The organism is Bifidobacterium ramosum (genome assembly GCF_009299505.1).
GTDB lineage: Bacteria > Actinomycetota > Actinomycetes > Actinomycetales > Bifidobacteriaceae > Bifidobacterium > Bifidobacterium ramosum.
Map to the genome: position 1 here is coordinate 164,125 of NZ_WBSM01000002.1, position 19,245 is coordinate 183,369.

The 19,245-nt window shown below is 65.6% G+C and carries 15 protein-coding genes; 7 read left to right on the forward strand and 8 right to left on the reverse strand.

The window, feature by feature from the left end:
- Positions 1-106: 106 nt before the first annotated feature.
- Positions 107-2,230 carry a transcription termination factor Rho gene (gene rho, locus DSM100688_RS03480; protein WP_152357776.1) on the forward strand — a complete coding sequence of 708 codons (2,124 nt, stop codon included), beginning with the start codon at positions 107-109 and terminating at the stop codon, positions 2,228-2,230.
- Positions 2,231-2,482: 252 nt separating this feature from the next.
- On the opposite strand, the gene DSM100688_RS03485 is transcribed toward rho, so the two are convergent.
- Positions 2,483-3,760 carry a pyridoxal phosphate-dependent aminotransferase gene (locus DSM100688_RS03485; protein ID WP_152357777.1) on the reverse strand — a complete coding sequence of 426 codons (1,278 nt, stop codon included), beginning with the start codon at positions 3,758-3,760 and terminating at the stop codon, positions 2,483-2,485.
- 170 nt (positions 3,761-3,930) lie between these two features.
- On the opposite strand from DSM100688_RS03485, the gene DSM100688_RS03490 reads away from it, so the two are divergent.
- The 3 genes from DSM100688_RS03490 (at position 3,931) to DSM100688_RS03500 (ending at position 7,290) form a co-directional block, all read left to right on the forward strand.
- Positions 3,931-4,428, forward strand: coding sequence for an Lrp/AsnC family transcriptional regulator (locus tag DSM100688_RS03490; RefSeq protein WP_152357778.1), 498 nt, complete (start codon positions 3,931-3,933; stop codon positions 4,426-4,428).
- Between the two features lie 64 nt (positions 4,429-4,492).
- Positions 4,493-4,933 (forward strand): chorismate mutase, encoded by a 441-nt coding sequence (locus DSM100688_RS03495; RefSeq protein WP_152357779.1) that lies wholly within the window; start codon positions 4,493-4,495, stop codon positions 4,931-4,933.
- Between the two features lie 86 nt (positions 4,934-5,019).
- Positions 5,020-7,290 carry a hypothetical protein gene (locus tag DSM100688_RS03500; RefSeq protein WP_152357780.1) on the forward strand — a complete coding sequence of 757 codons (2,271 nt, stop codon included), beginning with the start codon at positions 5,020-5,022 and terminating at the stop codon, positions 7,288-7,290.
- A 94-nt stretch (positions 7,291-7,384) separates the two neighbouring features.
- Here the strand turns inward: DSM100688_RS03500 and DSM100688_RS03505 are convergent, their stop codons facing one another.
- The 5 genes from DSM100688_RS03505 to DSM100688_RS03525 all read right to left on the reverse strand — a co-directional run bounded on the left by DSM100688_RS03505 (position 7,385) and on the right by DSM100688_RS03525 (position 14,068).
- Positions 7,385-7,861: a hypothetical protein gene (locus DSM100688_RS03505; protein ID WP_152357781.1), complete on the reverse strand. Its 477-nt coding sequence runs from the start codon at positions 7,859-7,861 to the stop codon at positions 7,385-7,387.
- Positions 7,862-8,199: 338 nt separating this feature from the next.
- Positions 8,200-10,968, reverse strand: coding sequence for a valine--tRNA ligase (valS, locus tag DSM100688_RS03510; protein WP_152357782.1), 2,769 nt, complete (start codon positions 10,966-10,968; stop codon positions 8,200-8,202).
- A gap of 41 nt (positions 10,969-11,009) precedes the next feature.
- The gene (locus tag DSM100688_RS03515; protein ID WP_152357783.1) at positions 11,010-12,557 is read right to left on the reverse strand and encodes an ABC transporter substrate-binding protein; all 1,548 of its coding nucleotides are present in this window, start codon (positions 12,555-12,557) and stop codon (positions 11,010-11,012) included.
- A gap of 72 nt (positions 12,558-12,629) precedes the next feature.
- The gene (gene nth, locus DSM100688_RS03520) at positions 12,630-13,298 is read right to left on the reverse strand and encodes an endonuclease III (RefSeq protein WP_163146809.1); all 669 of its coding nucleotides are present in this window, start codon (positions 13,296-13,298) and stop codon (positions 12,630-12,632) included.
- 20 nt (positions 13,299-13,318) lie between these two features.
- Positions 13,319-14,068, reverse strand: coding sequence for a winged helix-turn-helix transcriptional regulator (locus DSM100688_RS03525; RefSeq protein WP_152357784.1), 750 nt, complete (start codon positions 14,066-14,068; stop codon positions 13,319-13,321).
- Between the two features lie 226 nt (positions 14,069-14,294).
- Here DSM100688_RS03525 and DSM100688_RS03530 point away from each other — a divergent pair, with 226 nt between their 5' ends.
- Positions 14,295-15,017, forward strand: coding sequence for a hypothetical protein (locus DSM100688_RS03530; RefSeq protein WP_152357785.1), 723 nt, complete (start codon positions 14,295-14,297; stop codon positions 15,015-15,017).
- Positions 15,018-15,223: 206 nt separating this feature from the next.
- On the opposite strand, the gene DSM100688_RS03535 is transcribed toward DSM100688_RS03530, so the two are convergent.
- Positions 15,224-15,784 (reverse strand): manganese efflux pump MntP, encoded by a 561-nt coding sequence (locus DSM100688_RS03535; protein WP_420837471.1) that lies wholly within the window; start codon positions 15,782-15,784, stop codon positions 15,224-15,226.
- 288 nt (positions 15,785-16,072) lie between these two features.
- Here DSM100688_RS03535 and murA point away from each other — a divergent pair, with 288 nt between their 5' ends.
- On the forward strand, positions 16,073-17,401 hold the full coding sequence (gene murA, locus DSM100688_RS03540) for a UDP-N-acetylglucosamine 1-carboxyvinyltransferase (protein WP_152357787.1): 1,329 nt from the start codon (positions 16,073-16,075) through the stop codon (positions 17,399-17,401).
- A gap of 135 nt (positions 17,402-17,536) precedes the next feature.
- Here the strand turns inward: murA and DSM100688_RS03545 are convergent, their stop codons facing one another.
- Positions 17,537-18,907 carry an MFS transporter gene (locus DSM100688_RS03545; protein ID WP_152357788.1) on the reverse strand — a complete coding sequence of 457 codons (1,371 nt, stop codon included), beginning with the start codon at positions 18,905-18,907 and terminating at the stop codon, positions 17,537-17,539.
- An 81-nt stretch (positions 18,908-18,988) separates the two neighbouring features.
- Here DSM100688_RS03545 and DSM100688_RS03550 point away from each other — a divergent pair, with 81 nt between their 5' ends.
- Positions 18,989-19,174 carry a hypothetical protein gene (locus DSM100688_RS03550; protein WP_152357789.1) on the forward strand — a complete coding sequence of 62 codons (186 nt, stop codon included), beginning with the start codon at positions 18,989-18,991 and terminating at the stop codon, positions 19,172-19,174.
- The last annotated feature ends 71 nt before the right edge of the window (positions 19,175-19,245 follow it).

Sequence of the window (19,245 nt, forward strand, 5' to 3'; positions counted from 1 at the left end):
GCGACGCATGGAGTGCGGCGGACGTTCGATAGCGGCGATGGCCGCACATCATTCTTAGTGCAGAGCTCGGCAGTGTGCCGGCGTTGCTCAAGGAAAGGTATTACGAGTGGCAACCAGCCAGAATCTTGAGGATATGAAACTGCCTGAGCTCAAGGAGCTCGCCAAGCAGATGGGACTTCGCGGCACATCGACGATGCGCAAGCCCGAACTGATCGCCACCCTGCAGGCCGCCCGATCCGGCGGCGAGGCGCCGGCCGGCGTCACCGTGCGTACGCCCCGCGCCGGCAAGAAGACCGAGACCACCACCGCGCAGAACGAGCAGGCGGCATCCGCCGAACCGGTCGAGCCGACCCCGGCCGAGACCGAGCAGGCTCCGTCCGCAGCGGCCGCCGAACCGCAGACCGCGCCCGCCGCCGAATCCGCCGCGCCGGCCGCCGACCAGCAGCACACCAAGCCGGCCCGCAAGACCCGTTCCCGCGCGGCGTCTCTGAAGCAGGCCGTCGGCAACGCCGATCAGCCGTCCATCGAGCTGCCGAAGATCACGAAGGACGAGACCACGTCCGCGCGCCGCCGTCGCCACGAGGAAGAGGCGTCCGCGCTGCTGCTCGACGACCTCGGACTGGAACCGACCGGCGATCACGCCGCTGACCGTGCGGAACGTACGGAACGACGCCGTCGCGACGACGATCGTCCGCAGCGTCGCCGTCGCGATTTCGTCGCCGACGCCGAACAGCCGCGCCGTCGCCGCCGTGCCGATGATCAGGCCGCGCCGGTCGCCGACGGCGACGACAACGTGCGCGATCTGGACGACATCCTCGCCACGCTGCCCGGTCAGCATGACGTGGTCCGTGACGAGCAGAACGACGACGAGCCTGCTGAGCGTGAGTTCACACGCCGCAACCGCAATCGTGGCGACCGTAACGCCGATCGTGCGGATCGCGGCGGTAACGACCGCCATCAGCGTCGTCTGCGCGGCCGCGATCGCGATTACGACGACCGTGCCGACCGTGACGCACGTGATGACCGCGACGTGCGTAACGACCGTCCGGCCCGCGACGTGCGCCGCGAGGAGCCGCAGGACGATCTCGTGCCCGTCGCCGGCATCGTCGACGTGCTGGATTCCTACGCGTTCGTGCGCACCTCCGGCTACCTGCCCGGTCCGAACGACGTGTACGTGTCGATGGGCCAGGTCAAGAAGTACGGCCTCAGGAAGGGCGACGCCGTGCACGGCTCGATCCGCGCGCCGCGCGACAACGACCGCCGCAACCAGCGTCAGAAGTTCGTGCCGTTGCAGTCCATCGATTCGATCAACGGCATGAGCGTCGAGGACGCGGCCAACCGTCCGCAGTTCTCCAAGCTCACCCCGCTCTATCCGCAGGAGCGCTTGAAGCAGGAGACGACCCCGAACAAGCTCACCGGCCGCATCATGGACATCGTCTCGCCGATCGGCAAGGGGCAGCGTGGCCTCATCGTCTCCCCGCCGAAGGCCGGCAAGACGATCACGCTGCAGAACATCGCCAACGCGATCGCCACGAACAACCCGGAAGTCCATCTGATGGTCGTGCTCGTGGACGAACGCCCGGAGGAAGTCACCGACATGGAGCGCACCGTGCAGGGCGAGGTCATCTCCTCGACCTTTGACCGTCCGGCCTCCGACCACACCACCGTCGCCGAGCTGGCGATCGAACGCGCCAAGCGACTCGTGGAGCTCGGCCAGGACGTGGTCGTGCTGCTCGACTCGATGACCCGTCTCGCCCGCGCCTACAACATCGCCGCGCCGGCGTCCGGCCGCATTCTGTCCGGCGGCGTGGACGCGCAGGCCCTGTATCCGCCGAAGAAGTTCTTCGGCGCGGCCCGCAACATCGAAAACGGCGGTTCGCTCACCATCATCTCGTCCGCGCTGGTGGAGACCGGTTCGAAGATGGACGAGGTGATCTTCGAGGAGTTCAAGGGCACCGGCAACATGGAACTGCGTCTGTCGCGCGAACTCGCCGACAAGCGTCTGTTCCCGGCCATCGACATCAACGCGTCCGGCACGCGCCGCGAGGAGCTCATCACTTCGCCGGCCGAACTGCCGATCGTCTACCGTCTGCGCCGTCTGCTCGGCGGCCTTGAGCCTGAGCAGGCCTATCAGACGCTCGTGCCGCGCCTCAAGAAGACGCCGACCAACCGCGACTTCCTCGCTGCGATCACGCAGCAGGCCAACTCGAGCGCCGTCAACGGCAACTGATGGAGTGCGGGGCGGCCGCATGATCGGTACGGTCGGCGTGCCGCTGACGTACCGATCGCAATACAACAACGGACATACAGCCGATTTCGATGGGATGATCGGCTGTATGTCCGTTGTTGTATGTCTGTTATTCGTTTCCGTGGTGCGTTGATTGCACGTTGATGGTGCGTTACGTTGATGACACGCTGACTACACGTTGAAATATGTACCGTGGCATTGCCCGGACGCCGACGACGGCGTCCGGAACGTCGCCTACGCCATGACGGCGAGATGGTGGAACTCCGGTGTATGCCGTCCCAGCAGCGGATCCGCGTGGGACTCGGCGAACCGACGCAGCCGGCGCACGCCCTCGCGCAGCTCGTCAGCGTCGCCCGCGTACGACAGCCGCACGAATCCCTCACCTTCCGCACCGAACGCCGTGCCCGGCACCACGGCCACCTTCGATTCGTCCAACAGCCGACGACTGAACTCGTCGGAACTCATTCGCGTGGCGCGGATGTCGACGAACGCGTAGAACGCGCCCTGCGGCTCGACCAGCCGCACAGCCGTGCAGTCGGCGAGCCCGTCAAGCACGATCTGCCGCTTAGCGCGGTATTCCTCGCGCATGGCGATCACCGGATCCATCGGCCCGGTCAGCGCCGCGACCGCCGCATACTGCGCGGTCGAATTGACCGACGAATGCATAAGCTCGGCGATCTTGCTGGTCTGCTCGATGAGTGCGGCCGGCGCCAGCAGATACCCGATGCGCCAGCCGGTCATCGCGAACGTCTTCGACAGGCTTTCGACCACGACGGTGCGCTCGTGCATGCCCGGCACGGTGGCGATCGACGGGGCGACCGGGAATGGACGGGCGGCGGTCGCCGGATCGACCGAAGCGTCGGAGGCGTCGGCATCGTCCTTGAAGATGAACGGATGATATACCTCGTCCGAAATCGCCCACAGATTGTGCCGCGTGCAGACGTCGGCGATGCGCGCCAGCTCGTCGGCGGGCGTGACCGCGCCGGACGGATTGCCCGGCGACGTGAGGATGACGGCGCGCGTGCGCGGCGTCACCGCGGCCTCGATGTCGTCGGCGTTGAGCCGCATCTGATGTTCCGGCGTGAGCGCGACCGTCACCGGCACGCCGCCGCACATCATCACCTCGGCCTCGTACGACGTGAAGAACGGTGACGGGATGATGACCTCGTCGCCCGGGTCGAGCACGGCCTTCAACGCGAGGAACAGGCCGATGGTCGCGCCGTCGATGGCCTGGATCTCGTGCTCCGGGGCGTAGTCGAGGCCCTTGACCGTGTGCGAATACCGCGCCACGGCCTGCCGGAACGCGTCGATGCCCAGCACGTTCGTGTACTTCGTGTGCCCTTCGCGGATCGAACGGCACGCCGCCTCGACGATGTGCGGCGCGGCGGTGGCGCTCGGCTCGCCCACGCACAGCGAGATCACGTCGGGCACGCGTTCGACGCGATCGAAGACGTCGCGGATGCCTGACCGAGGGATATCGAGTGCGCACTGCGCGATCACCGGAGCTACCATGTTGCCACCTTTCGTTACATTTCCAACAAAACATAATATATATCGTAAATATTACGAAGTATAGTGACATTGGGTGGAAAAATATTTGGTATTGCGTGATCGTCTGGGAAGATATACGGACGTCGTGCCGAAATCCGCGCTCGACGCACGGGCGACTACTATAAGGAGTCATGAGCGCACCGCATGACCGTACCGAGACGAACGAACAGCCGGCCGCACCGGCCGCATCTGCGACGCTGACTGGCGACATCGACGCCAAGGACTCGATGATCCTCGACATGCTCGAGGCCGACGGTCGCGCCACGCTGTCGCAACTCGCCAAAGCCACCGGGCTGTCCGTGTCGGCGGCGCAGTCGCGCGTGCAGAAACTCGAACGGCGCGGCGTCATCACCGGGTACGCGGCCGTCATCGACCACGAACGCCGCGGCCTGCCGATCAGCGCGTTCGTCTCCGTCACGCCGCTCGACTATACGAAGGAATCGGACATCCCCGAGAAACTCCACAGCATCCCCGGCATCGTGTCCTGCTATTCGGTGGCCGGGGCGCCCAGCTTCGTGCTGCTCGTGCGCGTCGCCACGCCCGGCAGGCTCGAGGAACTGCTCAACCGCATCCATCGCACCGTGCCGGTGAGCACCGAAAGCACCGTCATCCTCAAAACCTACTTCTGATCCACCGCAAAACCTGCCTCTGACCTGCTGCCGGCGGCACCCGTGCGGTGATACGCTTGCAATCATGAGCGAAACGCAAGAACCACAGTCCGACGGCAGCGACTGGCTGCCGGCCGCGGCCTCCACGCACACCCCCGAATCCGAAACGGTGATCGATGCCGCCGCTGCGGCCGAGCATCCCGAAGTCGCCGACACCGTTGCGAAGATCAAAGCCTTGCGCCAGTCCATCGACAACGTGGACACGGCCATCGTCTCCCTGCTCGCCGAACGGTTCAAGTACACATCGCAGGTGGGCGTGCTCAAGGCGCGCGCCGGGTTTGCCCCCGCCGACTATAAGCGCGAGGATTATCAGATCGAACGCCTCCACCGCATCGCCGTGGCGGCCGGCCTTGACCCGGACATCGCCGAGATGTACCGCGAGTTCGTGGTGACCGAGGCGAAGAAACGCCATGCACGCATCGCGGCGGCGGGCGGTGATCCGGGCGTGCTCGACGTGTTCGCCTGATCCGTTTCGCCGGAGTGCGCGTCAACGGGGTCGGTGCGGGGTAAGATCGCTGTCGTTTGCGTACGGCATCGAGTACAGGAGGCAGCATGGGACGTGTCGGTCGATTCCTGACACGGGTTGGTGCCGCCTGCATATCGTATGCGGTGACGTTGGCGATGCTGCTCGCCGCCGGTTCCGGTGTGAGCGGTGCCGCTGCGGATGACGCGCGTGCGGCGAGCGGGTACGTCGGCCATGACGTGTATGCGTCGCTGTCGGCCGACGGCGCGCTGTCCGGTGGCGTGTATGTGATGGACGCCGGCACGACGCAGGATGCGGGTTCCGGTTCATCCGGAGCCTCCGGTTCGTCCGAGAATACGTCGGCGACGGGCGTGCGTCGTATGGCGGTAGGCGACGAGGCCCTGCCATGGACGGTGCGGGTCACGTACTCGCTGGACGGTCCGGAAGTGGACGCCGATACGGTGAACGGCGCCAGCGGACTGGTCGGCGTGCGTGTCGACGTGACCCGCAACGATATCGCCTCGGCCGACGTTCGGGCCGCGGCGAGTCGGTTGGTGCCGATGATCGCATTCACGGTTCCGGGCGACATCGCCGACGATCTGACCGCCAGCGACGGTGCGACGGTGGCGCGCGACGGATCATCAATCGTGGTCGCCGCGATCGGCGACGATACGGTGCTGACGCATGACGGCAACGACGATGCCGGTGACGATGTCGCGAAGGCGCTGACGGGCGGTAGTCAGTCCGGCACCGATGACACCGTGCTGTCGGTGTCCGCGTATCTCAATGCGACCCGGTTCTCGATGAGCGCGATCGTCCTGTCCGCCGTGCCCGCCGCCGATGCGGCCTCGTTCGCCGCGCAACACAACAAGCTGACGGCCGGCGCGACCTCCTTGACCGACACGCTGACCGGTGCCGGCGACCAGCGCAACGACGACCTGATCAACGAGCTGACCGCATTGCGCGATCGGGAACGTGCGCTCGCCGACACTACGATCGCCGAACGCGACAAGGCCCACCGGCAGGCGTTCGACGCGTACATGGCCGCCTACGTCGGCTCGTACACCACGCATCTGAGCGGTTCGATCGGCAACACGACGCAGATGGCGGCGTTGATCGGCACGGCCGGCGAACTGACCGGCGACACGCCGTTGGCGCAGGCCGTCGTCGACCTCGCCAACGCGGTGAACGCGGTGAGCGCCGCGCACCGGCACACCGGCGCGGCCGACGAGGTGGACACGATCATCCGCCGTATCCGCCAGCAGGGCGTCGCCGGGCTGAGCGGCGAACTCGAGCAGGAAGCCGGGCATGAGTCGCAGCTCGGCTCGTCCGGCTACAGCGCCGGCCAGTCGCAGCTGTCGCAGGCCATGATCCCGTATTCGATGGCGTACACCGACACCTACACCGAGCATCTGAGCGAGCTGACCGGCGGCACGACCGCCGGAGCCTCGGCGTATCAAGCGCAGGCGATCGCGCAGACGAACGAGTCGTTCAGTACCGACGCCGATCTCAAGGCCGATCAGGCGAAGGTGGACGCGGCGATGGCGGCGCTCGCCACGGCCAGCGAACATACGGGACGTGCGCAAGCGATTCGGCAGTTGCTGCTGCGGTTCGAGGACGAGTTCGAGAACGGGGACGGGGATGCGGCAGCCGATGCGGAGACCGGTGGCGGGAACGTCCGAGCGACGACGGCGTTGCAGTCGGCGCTGACCGCGGCGGATGCGGACTCGGGAACGGGCACCGATATCTCGGCGCAGGTCATGACCAGTGGTGGGATCGCGGCGGTGAGCGAACGCGCGCGGCTCGAGCGGCTGCATGCGGCGCGCGAACGTGCGGCCGCCACCGTGCGGCGGAAGACGCAGAACGGCGACCGGTCCGCCAGTCTGGTGGATGATCAGGTGTCGATGAGCAAAAGCGACGTGATGAGCTACGCCGGGAGAGTGGCCGCGCTCGGTGGCGGTGCGGGTTCCGGCAGCTCCGGCGGTTCCGACAACGGCATGCAGCGTGCGGATGGGTCGTCGTCGGGATCGGATCATGCGCGCGACGATACGGCGACGTCGGATTCGTCGACGGACTCGTCATCGGATTCGTCGTCGACGAACGACGTCACGTCCGCATCGGTGCCGGACGAGCAGCCGTCCGTCGCCTACGGTATCCGCGGTATGTCCTCCGGCAGCATGCTGACGCCGGACACGTCCGCGATCATCGACGATACGGTAGCGATCGGCGACGCGGCCGATATACTGACCTCCGCTACGGCCGCGCTGGCCGACGCCGGCGTGTTGACCGATCTTGCGTCACGGCATACTGCACAGACCGACGATCAGACGACCCGGTTTCTGCTGGTCTACAGCATGTGACATGCGTCGTGAGCATATGACATACGGTTACGATATTGCGCCGCGACGTATGGTGATCGCGTGACGGTTGTGACGAGGGAATCGCCGCAACCGTTTACTGATAACGGATCTGGTTGCCGCCAGTCTCCATATCGACGCTGCCGGACAACAGTTCGATGAGTTGCTGCACCAGCGGCACCACGAGGAACGTGCCGCCGATCGACCACAGGTTCAGGAAAATCGTGGAGGCCCCCATCGGCACGAGCACGATGCGCGCCGCGACCATGACGAGGCCGACGATGGGCAGCGCGAAATGCGTGACGATGGGGAAATGACGCTTGGTGCGGAACTGATGCCATGCGACGACCAGCAACGGCAGGACCATCATCCATGCGCCGGCGGCGGTGACGACCTCGCGCACGGGCAGGTGCAGCGTGTACCGGGAGCCGGGCAGGAACACGGAGACGGCGAGCAGCGCCAGTCCGGCGAGCACGATGCGTTTGAGCGGTTTGTCGTTGATCAGTTCGTCTTCGGACAGATCGTCGATCTGGTTATTGATGTCCGTGCCTCGTATGTCTGACGCATTGCTCATATCGATCACCCCGTCACGATGGTATCGCACGGTTATGGCATACGATATGTCCGTTTCACAGTTGGTTTCCTCTTGTCGCGTATGCGCGTGCTCATGCGTGCACTCATACGATTCCCGTACTTCGCACGCTCATACAATTTCCACCGTGCGCCGCGCAACATCTTCCCAACGGACATACAGCCGATTTGCCCACCCGAATCGGCTGGATGTCCGTTGAGGGGAGGGAGTTGTGATGGTGATGGACGATCGCATGAGCTGTACGGCATAACAAAAACGGACATACAGCCGATTCGGGTGGGCAAATCGGCTGTATGTCCGTTGGAGGTAAGTAGTCCTAGCTACTTCTTCTTCACCGGCGGCTCGCCGAGTTCGCTGTCTTCGACGATGACGTCGATGGCGGCTTCGGCTTCGGCCTTCGCCTTGGCGGCGGCGTCGACCGCGGCTTCGGCGGTCTCGTGCGCGGCCTTGATCGCGGCGGCGGCGCTCACGAAGGAGATGCGGCCCACCACGCGTCCGGCCTCGGCGATGTCGTTCACGGCGCTTTCCAGCGACTCGCGCACGTCATCGGCCACGCCGAGCTTGACGGACAGGATCGGCGTCTTCATCGAGACCTTGGCCTTCGACTTGATGCCACGCAGCGCGGCCAGCGCCTCGCCGGCGTGGGCGAGCAGCTCCGGCGCCACCTTGAACGCGGCGGCCTCGTACACGTCCGGGGTCGGCCATGCGGCGCGATGCACCGAACCGGAACCAGCGTGCATCCAGCTCCACACCTCTTCGGTGGCGTACGGCAGGTACGGGGCGAGCAGGCGCGCGAACGCGTCAAGGCCCAGACCCAGCGCAGTGCGGGCGGACTTGGTCGCGGCCTCGGAGGGCACGTGGCCGGTCGCGTCGGCCGTGCCGTATGCACGGTTCTTGACCAGCTCGATGTAATCGTCGCAGAACTGCCAGAAGTAGTTCTCGATGACCTCAAGCGCCTTGGAATGCTCGTAGGATTCGAGCGCTTCGGTGGCCTGGCGCACCACGAGCGCCATCTTCGCCATGGCGGCGCGGTCGAGCGGCTCGGTCACATCGGCCGGATCCCATGCGGCCACGGCCGGCGCGCCCACGTGATGGTTCTCGTCCTCGCGGCCGATCGCCAGCGCGAACTTGGTCGCGTTGAGCAGCTTGATCGCGAGACGGCGGCCGATCTTCATCTGGCCTTCGTCATATGTCGCGTCGAGGCCGAGTCGTGCGGCGGCGGCCCAGTAGCGCACCGCGTCGGCGCCGAACTGCTTGATCGGCTTGTCCGGCACGACGACGTTGCCCTTGGACTTCGACATCTTCTTGTGATCCGGGTCGAGGATCCAGCCCGAGAGGGTCGCGTGCGCCCACGGCAGGCACTGGTTCTCGAGATGCGCGCGGTCGACGGTCGAGAACAGCCAGGTGCGGATGATGTCCTGGCCCTGCGGGCGCAGATCCATCGGGAACGTGGCCTTGAACAGCGCCTTGGACGCCTCGTCCTGTTCCTCCCAGTGGGTCACGATCTGCGGGGTGAGTGACGAGGTCGCCCACGTGTCCATGATGTCCTGCTCGGCGGTGAAGCCGCCCGGCACGTCGCGCTGTTCGGCCGTGTAGCCGGCCGGCACGTCGATGGTCGGATCGATCGGCAGGATGTCCTCGCTCGGCGTGATCGGGTGATCGTAATCCGCGGAACCGTCGGCCTTGACCGGGTACCACAGCGGGAACGGCACGCCGAAGAAGCGCTGGCGGGAGATCAGCCAATCGCCGTTGAGGCCGTGCACCCAGTTCTCGTAGCGCACGCGCATGAAGTCCGGGTGGAAGTTGAGTTCGCGACCACGCTCGATGAGTTCGGCGTTCAGCTTCGGATCGGTGCCGCCGTTCTTCAGGTACCACTGGCGGGAGGTGACGATCTCGAGCGGCTTGTCGCCCTTCTCGTAGAAGTTCGTCATACGCTTGGTCGGCGTCGGCTCGCCGTCCAGATCGCCGGACTCACGCAGATGGTCGACGATGATCTTGCGCGCGGAGAACGTGGTCTTGCCGGCCGTCTCCGCGAAGATCTCGCGGCCCTGCTCGTCCTCGATCCAGTCCGGCGTATCCATCACGATGCGGCCGTTGCGCTGGATGATCGAACGGGTCGGCAGGTTCAGGTCGCGCCACCACTGCACGTCGGTCACGTCGCCGAAGGTGCAGCACATCGCGATGCCGGCACCCTTGTCCATCTCGGCGGCCGGGTGCGCCAGAATCGGCACCTTCACCTTGAACAGCGGCGAATACACGTACTGGCCGAAGTACTGCTTGTAGCGGTCGTCGTCCGGGTTCGCGATCAGCGAGGTGCAGGCCGCGAGCAGCTCCGGGCGGGTCGTCTCGATGTAGATCGGCGTGCCGTCCTCGAAACGGAACGCGACCTTGTGGTAGAAGCCCGGGTATTCGCGGCTCTCAAGCTCGGCCTGGGCCACGGCGGTCTGGAACGTCACGTCCCACAGGCCCGGCGCGTCCTTCTGGTACGCCTCGCCGCGGGCGAGGTTGCGCAGGAACGCCTTCTGCGCCACGCGCTGCGGATGCTCGCCGATGGTGTGGTAGGTCTGCGACCAGTCGATCGACAGGCCGAGCGAACGCCACAGCGCCTCGAACTGCTTCTCGTCCTGCGCGGTCAGCTTCTCGCACAGCTCGATGAAGTTGCGGCGCGAGATCGGCACCTGGTCCTTGGCGTCGATCTTCTTGCCGTCGGTGCCCTCGAACGGCGGCTTGAAATCAGGATCGTACGGCATGGAGGTGTCCACGCGCACGCCGTAGTAGTTCTGCACGCGGCGTTCGGTCGGCAGGCCGTTGTCGTCCCAGCCCATCGGGTAGAACACGTCGTAGCCGCGCATGCGCTTGTAGCGCGCGATCACGTCGGTGTGCGTGTACGAGAACACGTGGCCGACGTGCAGGTGGCCGGACACCGTGGGCGGCGGGGTGTCGATCGAGTAGACGGCCTTGCGGTCGCGCGTGTTGTTGAACTTGTACGTGCCCTGCTCGTCCCAGACGGCACGCCACTTGTCTTCGAGACCGTCCACGCCCACTTTGTCGGGCAGCGGGGTCAGGTTTGCGTTGATGGTTTCGCTCATACGCGCGATTTTATGCGGCTTAGGCGACAGGCGGCGGTCGCCTATTTGATCGTCAAATCGCCGAGCGGCAGGTATTGGTCGGTGAGGTTCGTCGGATAGCCGCTGGCACGCGACGTCGCGACCACCGTGGTCTTGCGCGTGTACAGCCAGTCCGCGGCGGCGTCCTCGCTGACGGTTTTCGCGAACGTCTTCATCGCCGCCGCGTAAGCGTCGTCGTTCGTCGCGGCCATCGCCTTGGCGTACGTCTCCTGCGCGGAGCCGCTGGTGTAGTGGAACCGGTTGTCGGACGAGCCGAACACGGCCGCGTCGTCGGTGCCGTCCATCGTGGTGAGCGCCATCGTGTACTGGCCGTTCGCGATGCGTTCGTCCAGCGTCGCGTCGTCCACGGTCTGCACGTTCACTGACAGGCCGACCGCGCGCAGCTGATCGGCGATCGTATTGCCCAGATCGGCACGGTCCTGCGGCACCACGAAATTGATCACGCCGAAATACGACGTGCCGCCCGCGAAGTACGCGATCATCTGGCTCGCCTTGCCCTGATCGAACGGAAACAGCGACGTCAGGTCCTCGTACCCTGGCTCCAACTGGCTGATCGGCCCGCCGAGCGCGCCCGCGGAATCGGCTTGCGACGCGGCGATCGACTTCGCATCCACTGCATAGCGCACCGTCTGCCGCGCCTGCTGGTCGGAGAAGATGGAACTGTCGTCGTTGTTGAACGCGAGCATCACCTTGCTCGTCGACGTGCCCGACGCGACGGTCAGCGACGGGTCCTGTTTCGCCAGACCGGCCGCGGCCGCGGCGTTCGCGGGCATCGCCACGTCCACGTCGCCCTTGCGCGCCGCCTCGACGAGTGCCTTGTCGTCGCCGTAATAGCGCAGCGTGACCGTGGCCGCCGCGCTCGCGTCGCCCCAATACCGTTCGTTGCGCGTGAGCGTGACCGACTTGCCCGCCGCGAAGCCGCTCACCGTGAACGGTCCCGAACCGACGGTGTCGGCGGCCTTGCCGGACGTCGACATGCCGGCCTGCTGGTCGTAGACGATGCCCGCGCGGCCGGCCAACGCCCGCAGCAGCGTCGGATCGGTGTGGGCGAGCGTGACCGTCACCGTCGTGGCGTCCGGATTCGTCACGGACTTGAGTCCGGCGAGATCGTCGGCGCCGACGTACTTGTTCCTGACGATCTGCTGCAGCGACCACACCACGTCGGACGAGTCGAGCGTGTCGCCGTTCGCGAAACGCAGGCCGGATCGCAGTGTGAACGTGTATGTCAGCCCGTCGTCGGACGTCGTCCACCGTTTCGCGAGTCCGGCGACGAGTTGGTTGTGCTCGTCGCGCGACACGAGCGTCTCGTAGACGTTGCCGAGCAGCGCGCGTTCGACGGCCGGGCTGTCGTCCGTGCGGATGTCAAGTGACTGCGGCGCGTCCGTCAGACCGACCGACACGGTGGTCTGGGAGTGCACGGATGCGCCGGACGGCAGGATGTCGCGATGGGTGGCCAGCGACCATACCACCCAGACGATGGCGGACAGCGCGACGGCCGTCGCCACGAAGATCATCCAGGAGCGTATGGAGTTGTTGTGTTGCCTGTGCATGCGGCCCAGTGTAGCGGCTGGTGCCTAAGTAGGGGGTGGTGGGGGAGCGCCTGAGCGCCGCCGTGCGGCGGCTCACCGCGTCAGCGACGACGGGCAGGTCTCGTTGAGCGGGCAGGCGGCGCAGTCGGGTTTGCGCGCGTGGCAGACCGCGCGGCCGTGCAGGATCAGCCGGTGGGACAGATCCGTCCATTCTTCGGGCGGGAAGCAGGCGCAGATTTCCCGTTCGACCTTCACCGGATCGGATTTCGCGATCCGCCAGTCGCTGCGCCACCGCAGGCGCCCGGTCACGCGCATCACATGCGTATCCACCGGGAACCCGGGGACGCCGAACGCGTTGCCGAGCACCACGTTCGCGGTTTTGCGGCCCACGCCGGGCAACGTCGTCAGCTCGTCCATCGTGCGCGGCACCACGCCGGCGAAATCGCGGTCGAGCGCGGTGGCCAGGCCCAGCAGATGCTGCGTTTTCGAGCGGAAGAAGCCCAGCGGGCGGATGATGTCCTCCACGGTTTCGGGATCGGCGGCGGCCAGCGCGGCCGCATCGGGATACGCGCCGAACAGCGCCGGTGTGACGGAGTTGACGCGCCTGTCGGTGGTCTGGGCGCTCAGCACGGTCGCCACGAGTAGCTCGAACGGATTGGAGAAATGCAGCGCGCATCGGGGTGCGGGGATCGCCTCGCACAGCAGCGCGTATTCGGCGTGCATGCGCTCCAGTTTGGCGCGATGCGATTCACGGGCGGGCATGATGACGGCACGGCCTCCCGTCAGTGCTGATCCTCCGCGGCGGCGGCCCCGTCGCCCTCGCCGTCCGGCGGGTCGAAGCGATAGCCGACGTTGCGCACGGTGCCGATGAGATGCTCGTATTCGCCGCCGAGCTTGGCGCGCAGACGACGGATGTGCACGTCGACCGTGCGCGTGCCGCCGTAGTAGTCGTAGCCCCACACCTCCTGCAGCAGCTGCGCGCGCGTGAACACGCGGCCGGGATGCTGCACGAGATACTTGAGCAGTTCGAATTCCTTGTAGGCGAGGTCGATTGGGTGGCCGTGCAGGGACGCGGTGTAGCCGTTCGTATCGACCACGAGATCGCCGGAACGGATCTGCCCGTCGGCGTTCACGGTGCCCGGTTCGCTGCTCGCGGGGGCGGTCGAGCCGGAGCCCAGCGGCGCGTTGCCGCGTTCGGACACGAGCCTGAGACGTCCTTCGACCTCGGCCGGGGAGGCGGAGGAGACGACCACGTCGGCGATGCCCCACGTGGAATTGACCACCGTGAACCCGCCTTCGGTGAGCACGAGCACGATCGGCGTGGACAGGCCGGACGCGTGGATGAGGCGGCACAGGGTCTTCGCCGTGGCCAGATCGTCGCGCGCATCAAGGAACAGGATCGTGTTCTCCGGCATCTTCACCAGACTTGCGGCGTCCATCGGCAGCACACGGACACGATGCGACAGCAGGGCGAGCGACGGCAACACGGTCGCGGGATCGGCCGCGAACGTCATCAGCGTAAGATCCGTCACTATTCGCCCCCTTATCGATAACGTCTCGCATGACGTTACCCCGTATCGTAATGGCTTTCACGATTTCGACTCATTGTACGCGCACGATATGGACACGGCCGTTCGGCAGGGCGGGACGTAGGATGAGAGTCAGCAATCGTTGGACGGGACCGCGCAACCGCCTCACGGACGGCACTGATGGCCGACGGTGACGGCATGCGGGCGGCGGATGACAGGAGCGTGAAGTATGGAAGGACATCAGGATTCGGCGTCGCTGGCGCGGCGTGGTGCCGGCTCGCCGTTCGGGGAACGGTATGCGGCGTCGCTGGCGTTGCTGCCGCTCATGGTGATGCTGGTACTGACGTTCGGTGGCGCCGGTGCGACTGGGCTTGCGGTGTGGACGGCCGTGCTGATGATCGCGTTCGTGGCATGCTCGCCGCTGCGCGACGGCGTGGCCGGGCATGTGATCGCGACGGGCGCCGGCGTGCTGTCGTTCGTGGCGGTGTTCACGGGGTTCCTGTCGTTCGGTTGGATCGACGAGCTTGCCGATGACGTGCCGACGTCGGTGGGCAACGAGGTCACGTGGTTCGTCGGCGTGGGCGGTCTGCTGGTCGCGCTGATCATCGTATCGTTCGTCCGGCAGATGGCGCGCGCCGAACGTTCGCATCTGATCCGCGGCCTGTCGCACAGCGTGCTCGAGGGCGTTGCGTTGATCGTCGCGCCGGGTTGGCTGTTCCTGCCGGATCTGATGACGGCGCCGGACATGGGCGCCGACAATATGGTCGTGATCGTGGCCGTGATCGTCGTGGCGCTGCTGTTCATCGGGTTGGCCATCGCATCGAACTGGTGGATGGCCGAAGCCGATCCGGACGAGCATGCGCGTGCGCCGTGGGCCGGCATCGTCGTGCTGCCGACACTGCTGACCGGTGCGCTCATCCCCGCCGCCACGGTCGTCGTCGCGCTGATCTGAAAACCTTCAACGGACATCCAGCCGATATGCACAGTGTGATCGGCTGTATGTCCGTTGAGAAAAAGAGGTCCACGATCGGGAAACAGCGGTCCGTGTTCCGTTCGTCGTCCTGTAAACGTGAGACGTATGCGTGACGACTTCCCTTTCAACGGACATCCAGCCGATAACGGTGTCGTTATCGGCTGGATGTCCGTCAAAGAAAACGATCACAGCACGCCGAGATGCTCGAGCAGCACCTTGACGCCGATCAGAATGAGTACCACTCCGCCGGCGATCTGCGCGGGCTTCTGCCAACGCGAGCCGAACACACGGCCGATATACAGTCCGCCCGCCGAAAACGCGCCGGTCGTCACGCCGATCAGCAGCACCGACGACCATACGTGCACCTGCATGAACGCGAAGCTCACGCCCACCGCGAATGCGTCGATGCTGCACGCCACCGCCAACGGCAGCATATGCCGCCAATCGAACTCCGCCGTCTCCTTGGCGTTCTCCTCGTCCTCCTCGAACGCCTCGTGAATCATGTTGCCGCCGATGAACGCGAGCAACGCGAAGATGATCCAGTGATCGACCGCGGTCACATACCCCGCGAACGTCTTCGCGAAGAAGAATCCCAGCAACGGGAACAACGCCTGAAAGCCGCCGAACCACAGCGCCGTCTTCAACGCATCGACGCCGCGCAGACGACGCACGGTCAGACCTTTGCCGATCGACACGGCGAACGCGTCCATGGAAACGGAGAGGGCAATAAGGAATATCTGGAACATAGCTGGTTTCACAAGGTTCATCCCGCCGGTCTCCCCACGGGATGGGCCTCGACGGGATGCCGTACATCCGCCTACGCCTAGGGGTACCGACACTGAGAACTGCCGGGCAGCCAGCCGGGCTTTGAATCCGAAGCGAATGCTGTTCGCATGTCGTCAATTACGAGAGAACACTATACACCCACTTCGCTCCCAGCGTCTTTCACGGGGTGCGCACATACCTTGTGGCAAACTGTTGGGTAGTCATGTGGGCGAGGCCCACGTCGTCATGCGAAGCCGAAAGAGGTCAGGGTGGTCAAGGATCCGAAGGAAGACATTCTGCACGTCGAGGGCGGCAAGCCCCTCAACGGCACGATCAAGGTGCGCGGCGCGAAGAACTTCGTGAGCAAGGCGATGGTCGCGGCGCTGCTCGCGCCCGGCAAGTCGGTGCTCAAGAACGTGCCCGAGATCCGCGACGTGCACGTCGTGTCCGACCTGCTGCGCCTGCATGGCGTGGACGTGGACGTCGACGGCGCGAAGGGCGTCGTCACCATCGACGCGTCGCATGTGCAGCTCGCCGACGTCGCCGACGTCGACACACTGTCCGGATCGTCGCGCATTCCGATCCTGTTCTCCGGCCCGCTCGTGCATCGCCTCGGCGAGGCGTTCATCCCGGCGCTCGGCGGCTGCAACATCGGCGGCCGACCGATCGACTTCCATCTCGAAACGCTGCGCAAACTCGGCGCCACCGTCGACAAGGAACACAAGGACGGCATCCACATCACCGCGCCGAACGGCCTCAAGGGCGCGAAGATCCACCTGCCGTACCCGTCCGTCGGCGCCACCGAACAGACGCTGCTCGCCGCCGTGCTCGCCGAAGGCAAGACCGAACTGTCCGGTGCGGCCATCGAACCGGAGATCATGGATCTGGTCGCCGTGCTGCAGAAGATGGGTGCGATCATCTCCGTGGACGTCGACCGCACGTTCCGCATCGAAGGCGTCAAGGAGCTCAAGGGCTTCACGCACACCGCGCTGACCGACCGCATCGAGGCCGCAAGCTGGGCGTCGGCGGCGCTCGCCACGCACGGCGACATCTTCGTCAAGGGGGCGACCCAGCCGGAGATGATGACCTTCCTTAACGTGTTCCGCAAGGTCGGCGGCGAGTTCGACGTTACCGACAAGGGCATCCGCTTCTGGCATCCGGGCGGGGACCTGCACCCGGTCGCCATCGAGACCGACGTGCACCCCGGCTTCATGACCGACTGGCAGCAGCCGCTCGTGGTCGCGCTCACGCAGGCGAACGGCCTGTCGATCGTGCACGAAACCGTGTATGAGAACCGCTTCGGCTTCACCAAGCCGCTCGTGCAGATGGGCGCGACGATCCAGCTGTACCGCGAATGCCTCGGCTCGCTGCCGTGCCGCTTCCAGCAGCGCAACTACAAGCATTCGGCCGTGATCTTCGGACCGACGCCGCTCACCGGTCGCGACATCGACGTGCCGGATCTGCGCGGCGGGTTCTCGCACCTCATCGCGGCGCTCGCGGCCACCGGGCCGTCGGACGTGCACGGCATTTCGCTGATCGACCGCGGCTACGCGGACTTCCGCGGCAAGCTCGAGGCGCTTGGCGCGGACTTCGACTGACGGCGGATGTTGTCTGGCTCCCCCTCCTTCCTATTCCGGGGAGCGGCAATAGTCGCCTGACATCACGATGGTTGGCTCCCCCTTCTAGGGGGAGCTGTCAGCGTAGCTGACTGAGGGGGTTGTGCCAGACCGTTCTCATCCCCAATTCCCAAGCCTCCTCGCGATCGGTATCACCGCCACCGCACCCATCGCCAGCGCGGCGGCCGAAGCGAGCAGTACCGCCGCTACCGGCATCCGGTCATACGCCCAGCCGTACATCATCTGGCCGAGCGGCTGCGCGCACATGCACAGCGCGCCGAACATCGCCATCACCTTGCCGATCATCGCCTCCGGCGTACTCAGCTGAATCGCCGGTACGGCGATGAGATTCGTGAAACACGCCGCGATCATCGACAGGCAGGTGCCGGTCACCAGCACCGCGAGCCGTGCGTTCGGACCGATCGGCAGCACGAACGCGACCCCCTGAGGCAGCGCGGTCAACGCGAACACGGCCGTCGCGGCCGGCAGATACCGCATCGACAGCCGGGCCGCGCACAGACCGGCGATCAATGTGCCGGCCACGCCCGCCACGCCGACCAATCCGTCGGCGATGCCGTACACGGTCGCATCGAACCCCAGCACGGTGCGGATCGTATATGCGAACCCCACGCCGGAATAGCCGATGGTGACGAGATTGATCGCGGCGGCGTACAACGCCAGTTGAAACACGGCCGGGCGTTCGTACACGAGGAAGTGTAATCCGTTCTTGAGATCCTCGATCGGCGTGGGCAGCCGGTCGCCGTCCGCCGTGCGATCGGGCGCGGCGAGCCGGATGAAGCACTCAAGCGCGGCGGCCACGGCGAAGCTCACAATCGTGACCGTCATCATCGGGCGGATACCGACCGCCGCGTACAGCACGCCGCCAAGGAAGCTCGGCAGCAGGGAGCTCAGCTGCTGCACCTGATTGATCACGGCCATCGCCTGCCGCATGATCACCGGGCCGTGCGCGCGGAACATCTGGGGGAGCGCGGCCTGGACGGTCGGCGTTTCGAACGCGCCGAGCACGGCGAGGGCGATCTGCATGACGGCGATTGCGGCGAGACTGAAGCCGAATGCGGCGAACGCGAGCATGCCGGCGAGCACGAGCACGCCGGACGCCGCGTCGAGGGCGACCATGATGGTGCGGCGGTTCATGCGGTCGGCCAGCACGCCGCCGAACGGGGAGAGCGCGATCGTCGGGATGATCGACACGGCGAGGACGGAGGCGAAGGCGGTGGCCGAGCCGGTTTCGTCGAGCACCCACATCGACATCGCGAACCGCAGCATCATGTTGCCGAACAGCGAGATGCCCTGGCCGGCGACGAGAAGGATAAAGTCGCGGGAGAGGAGCGGGGAATGGGGCGGTGTTGACGAGGTGGTGCTGTTGGTGGGCGGTGTTGTAAATGATGCAGCTGATGTGGATGATGCGGCGGCACGGGTCGGTGCGGCAGTTGGGACGACTGATGCCGGGTTGTCGGTGCGTGTCATGGTAATGAGTCCTTTCGTATCGATTATTCATACCGACTGACGGTATGAATATGAGTGACAGATGAGTGTTCGGAACGAATCGTGGTGTTCGTTGTGTGTGTGGTGTTCGATGGCGAATCGATGGTGAATCCGATGACGAACCGCCTCGTCCGACCTGCCTCTGGCGTGGATAACCTTGGGTTGTCCACGCCAGAGAAGGGGAAGGACAAGGGCGCAGCGCAAGTTTTTCGGGAAATCGGCCGCATCGTCCCGAAAAACGTGCACTGAGTCACGGTCAGCGCAAGAAATTCGGGAAATGACGTCTGATCTCCCGAAAAACCTGCGCTGAGCCATCGTCA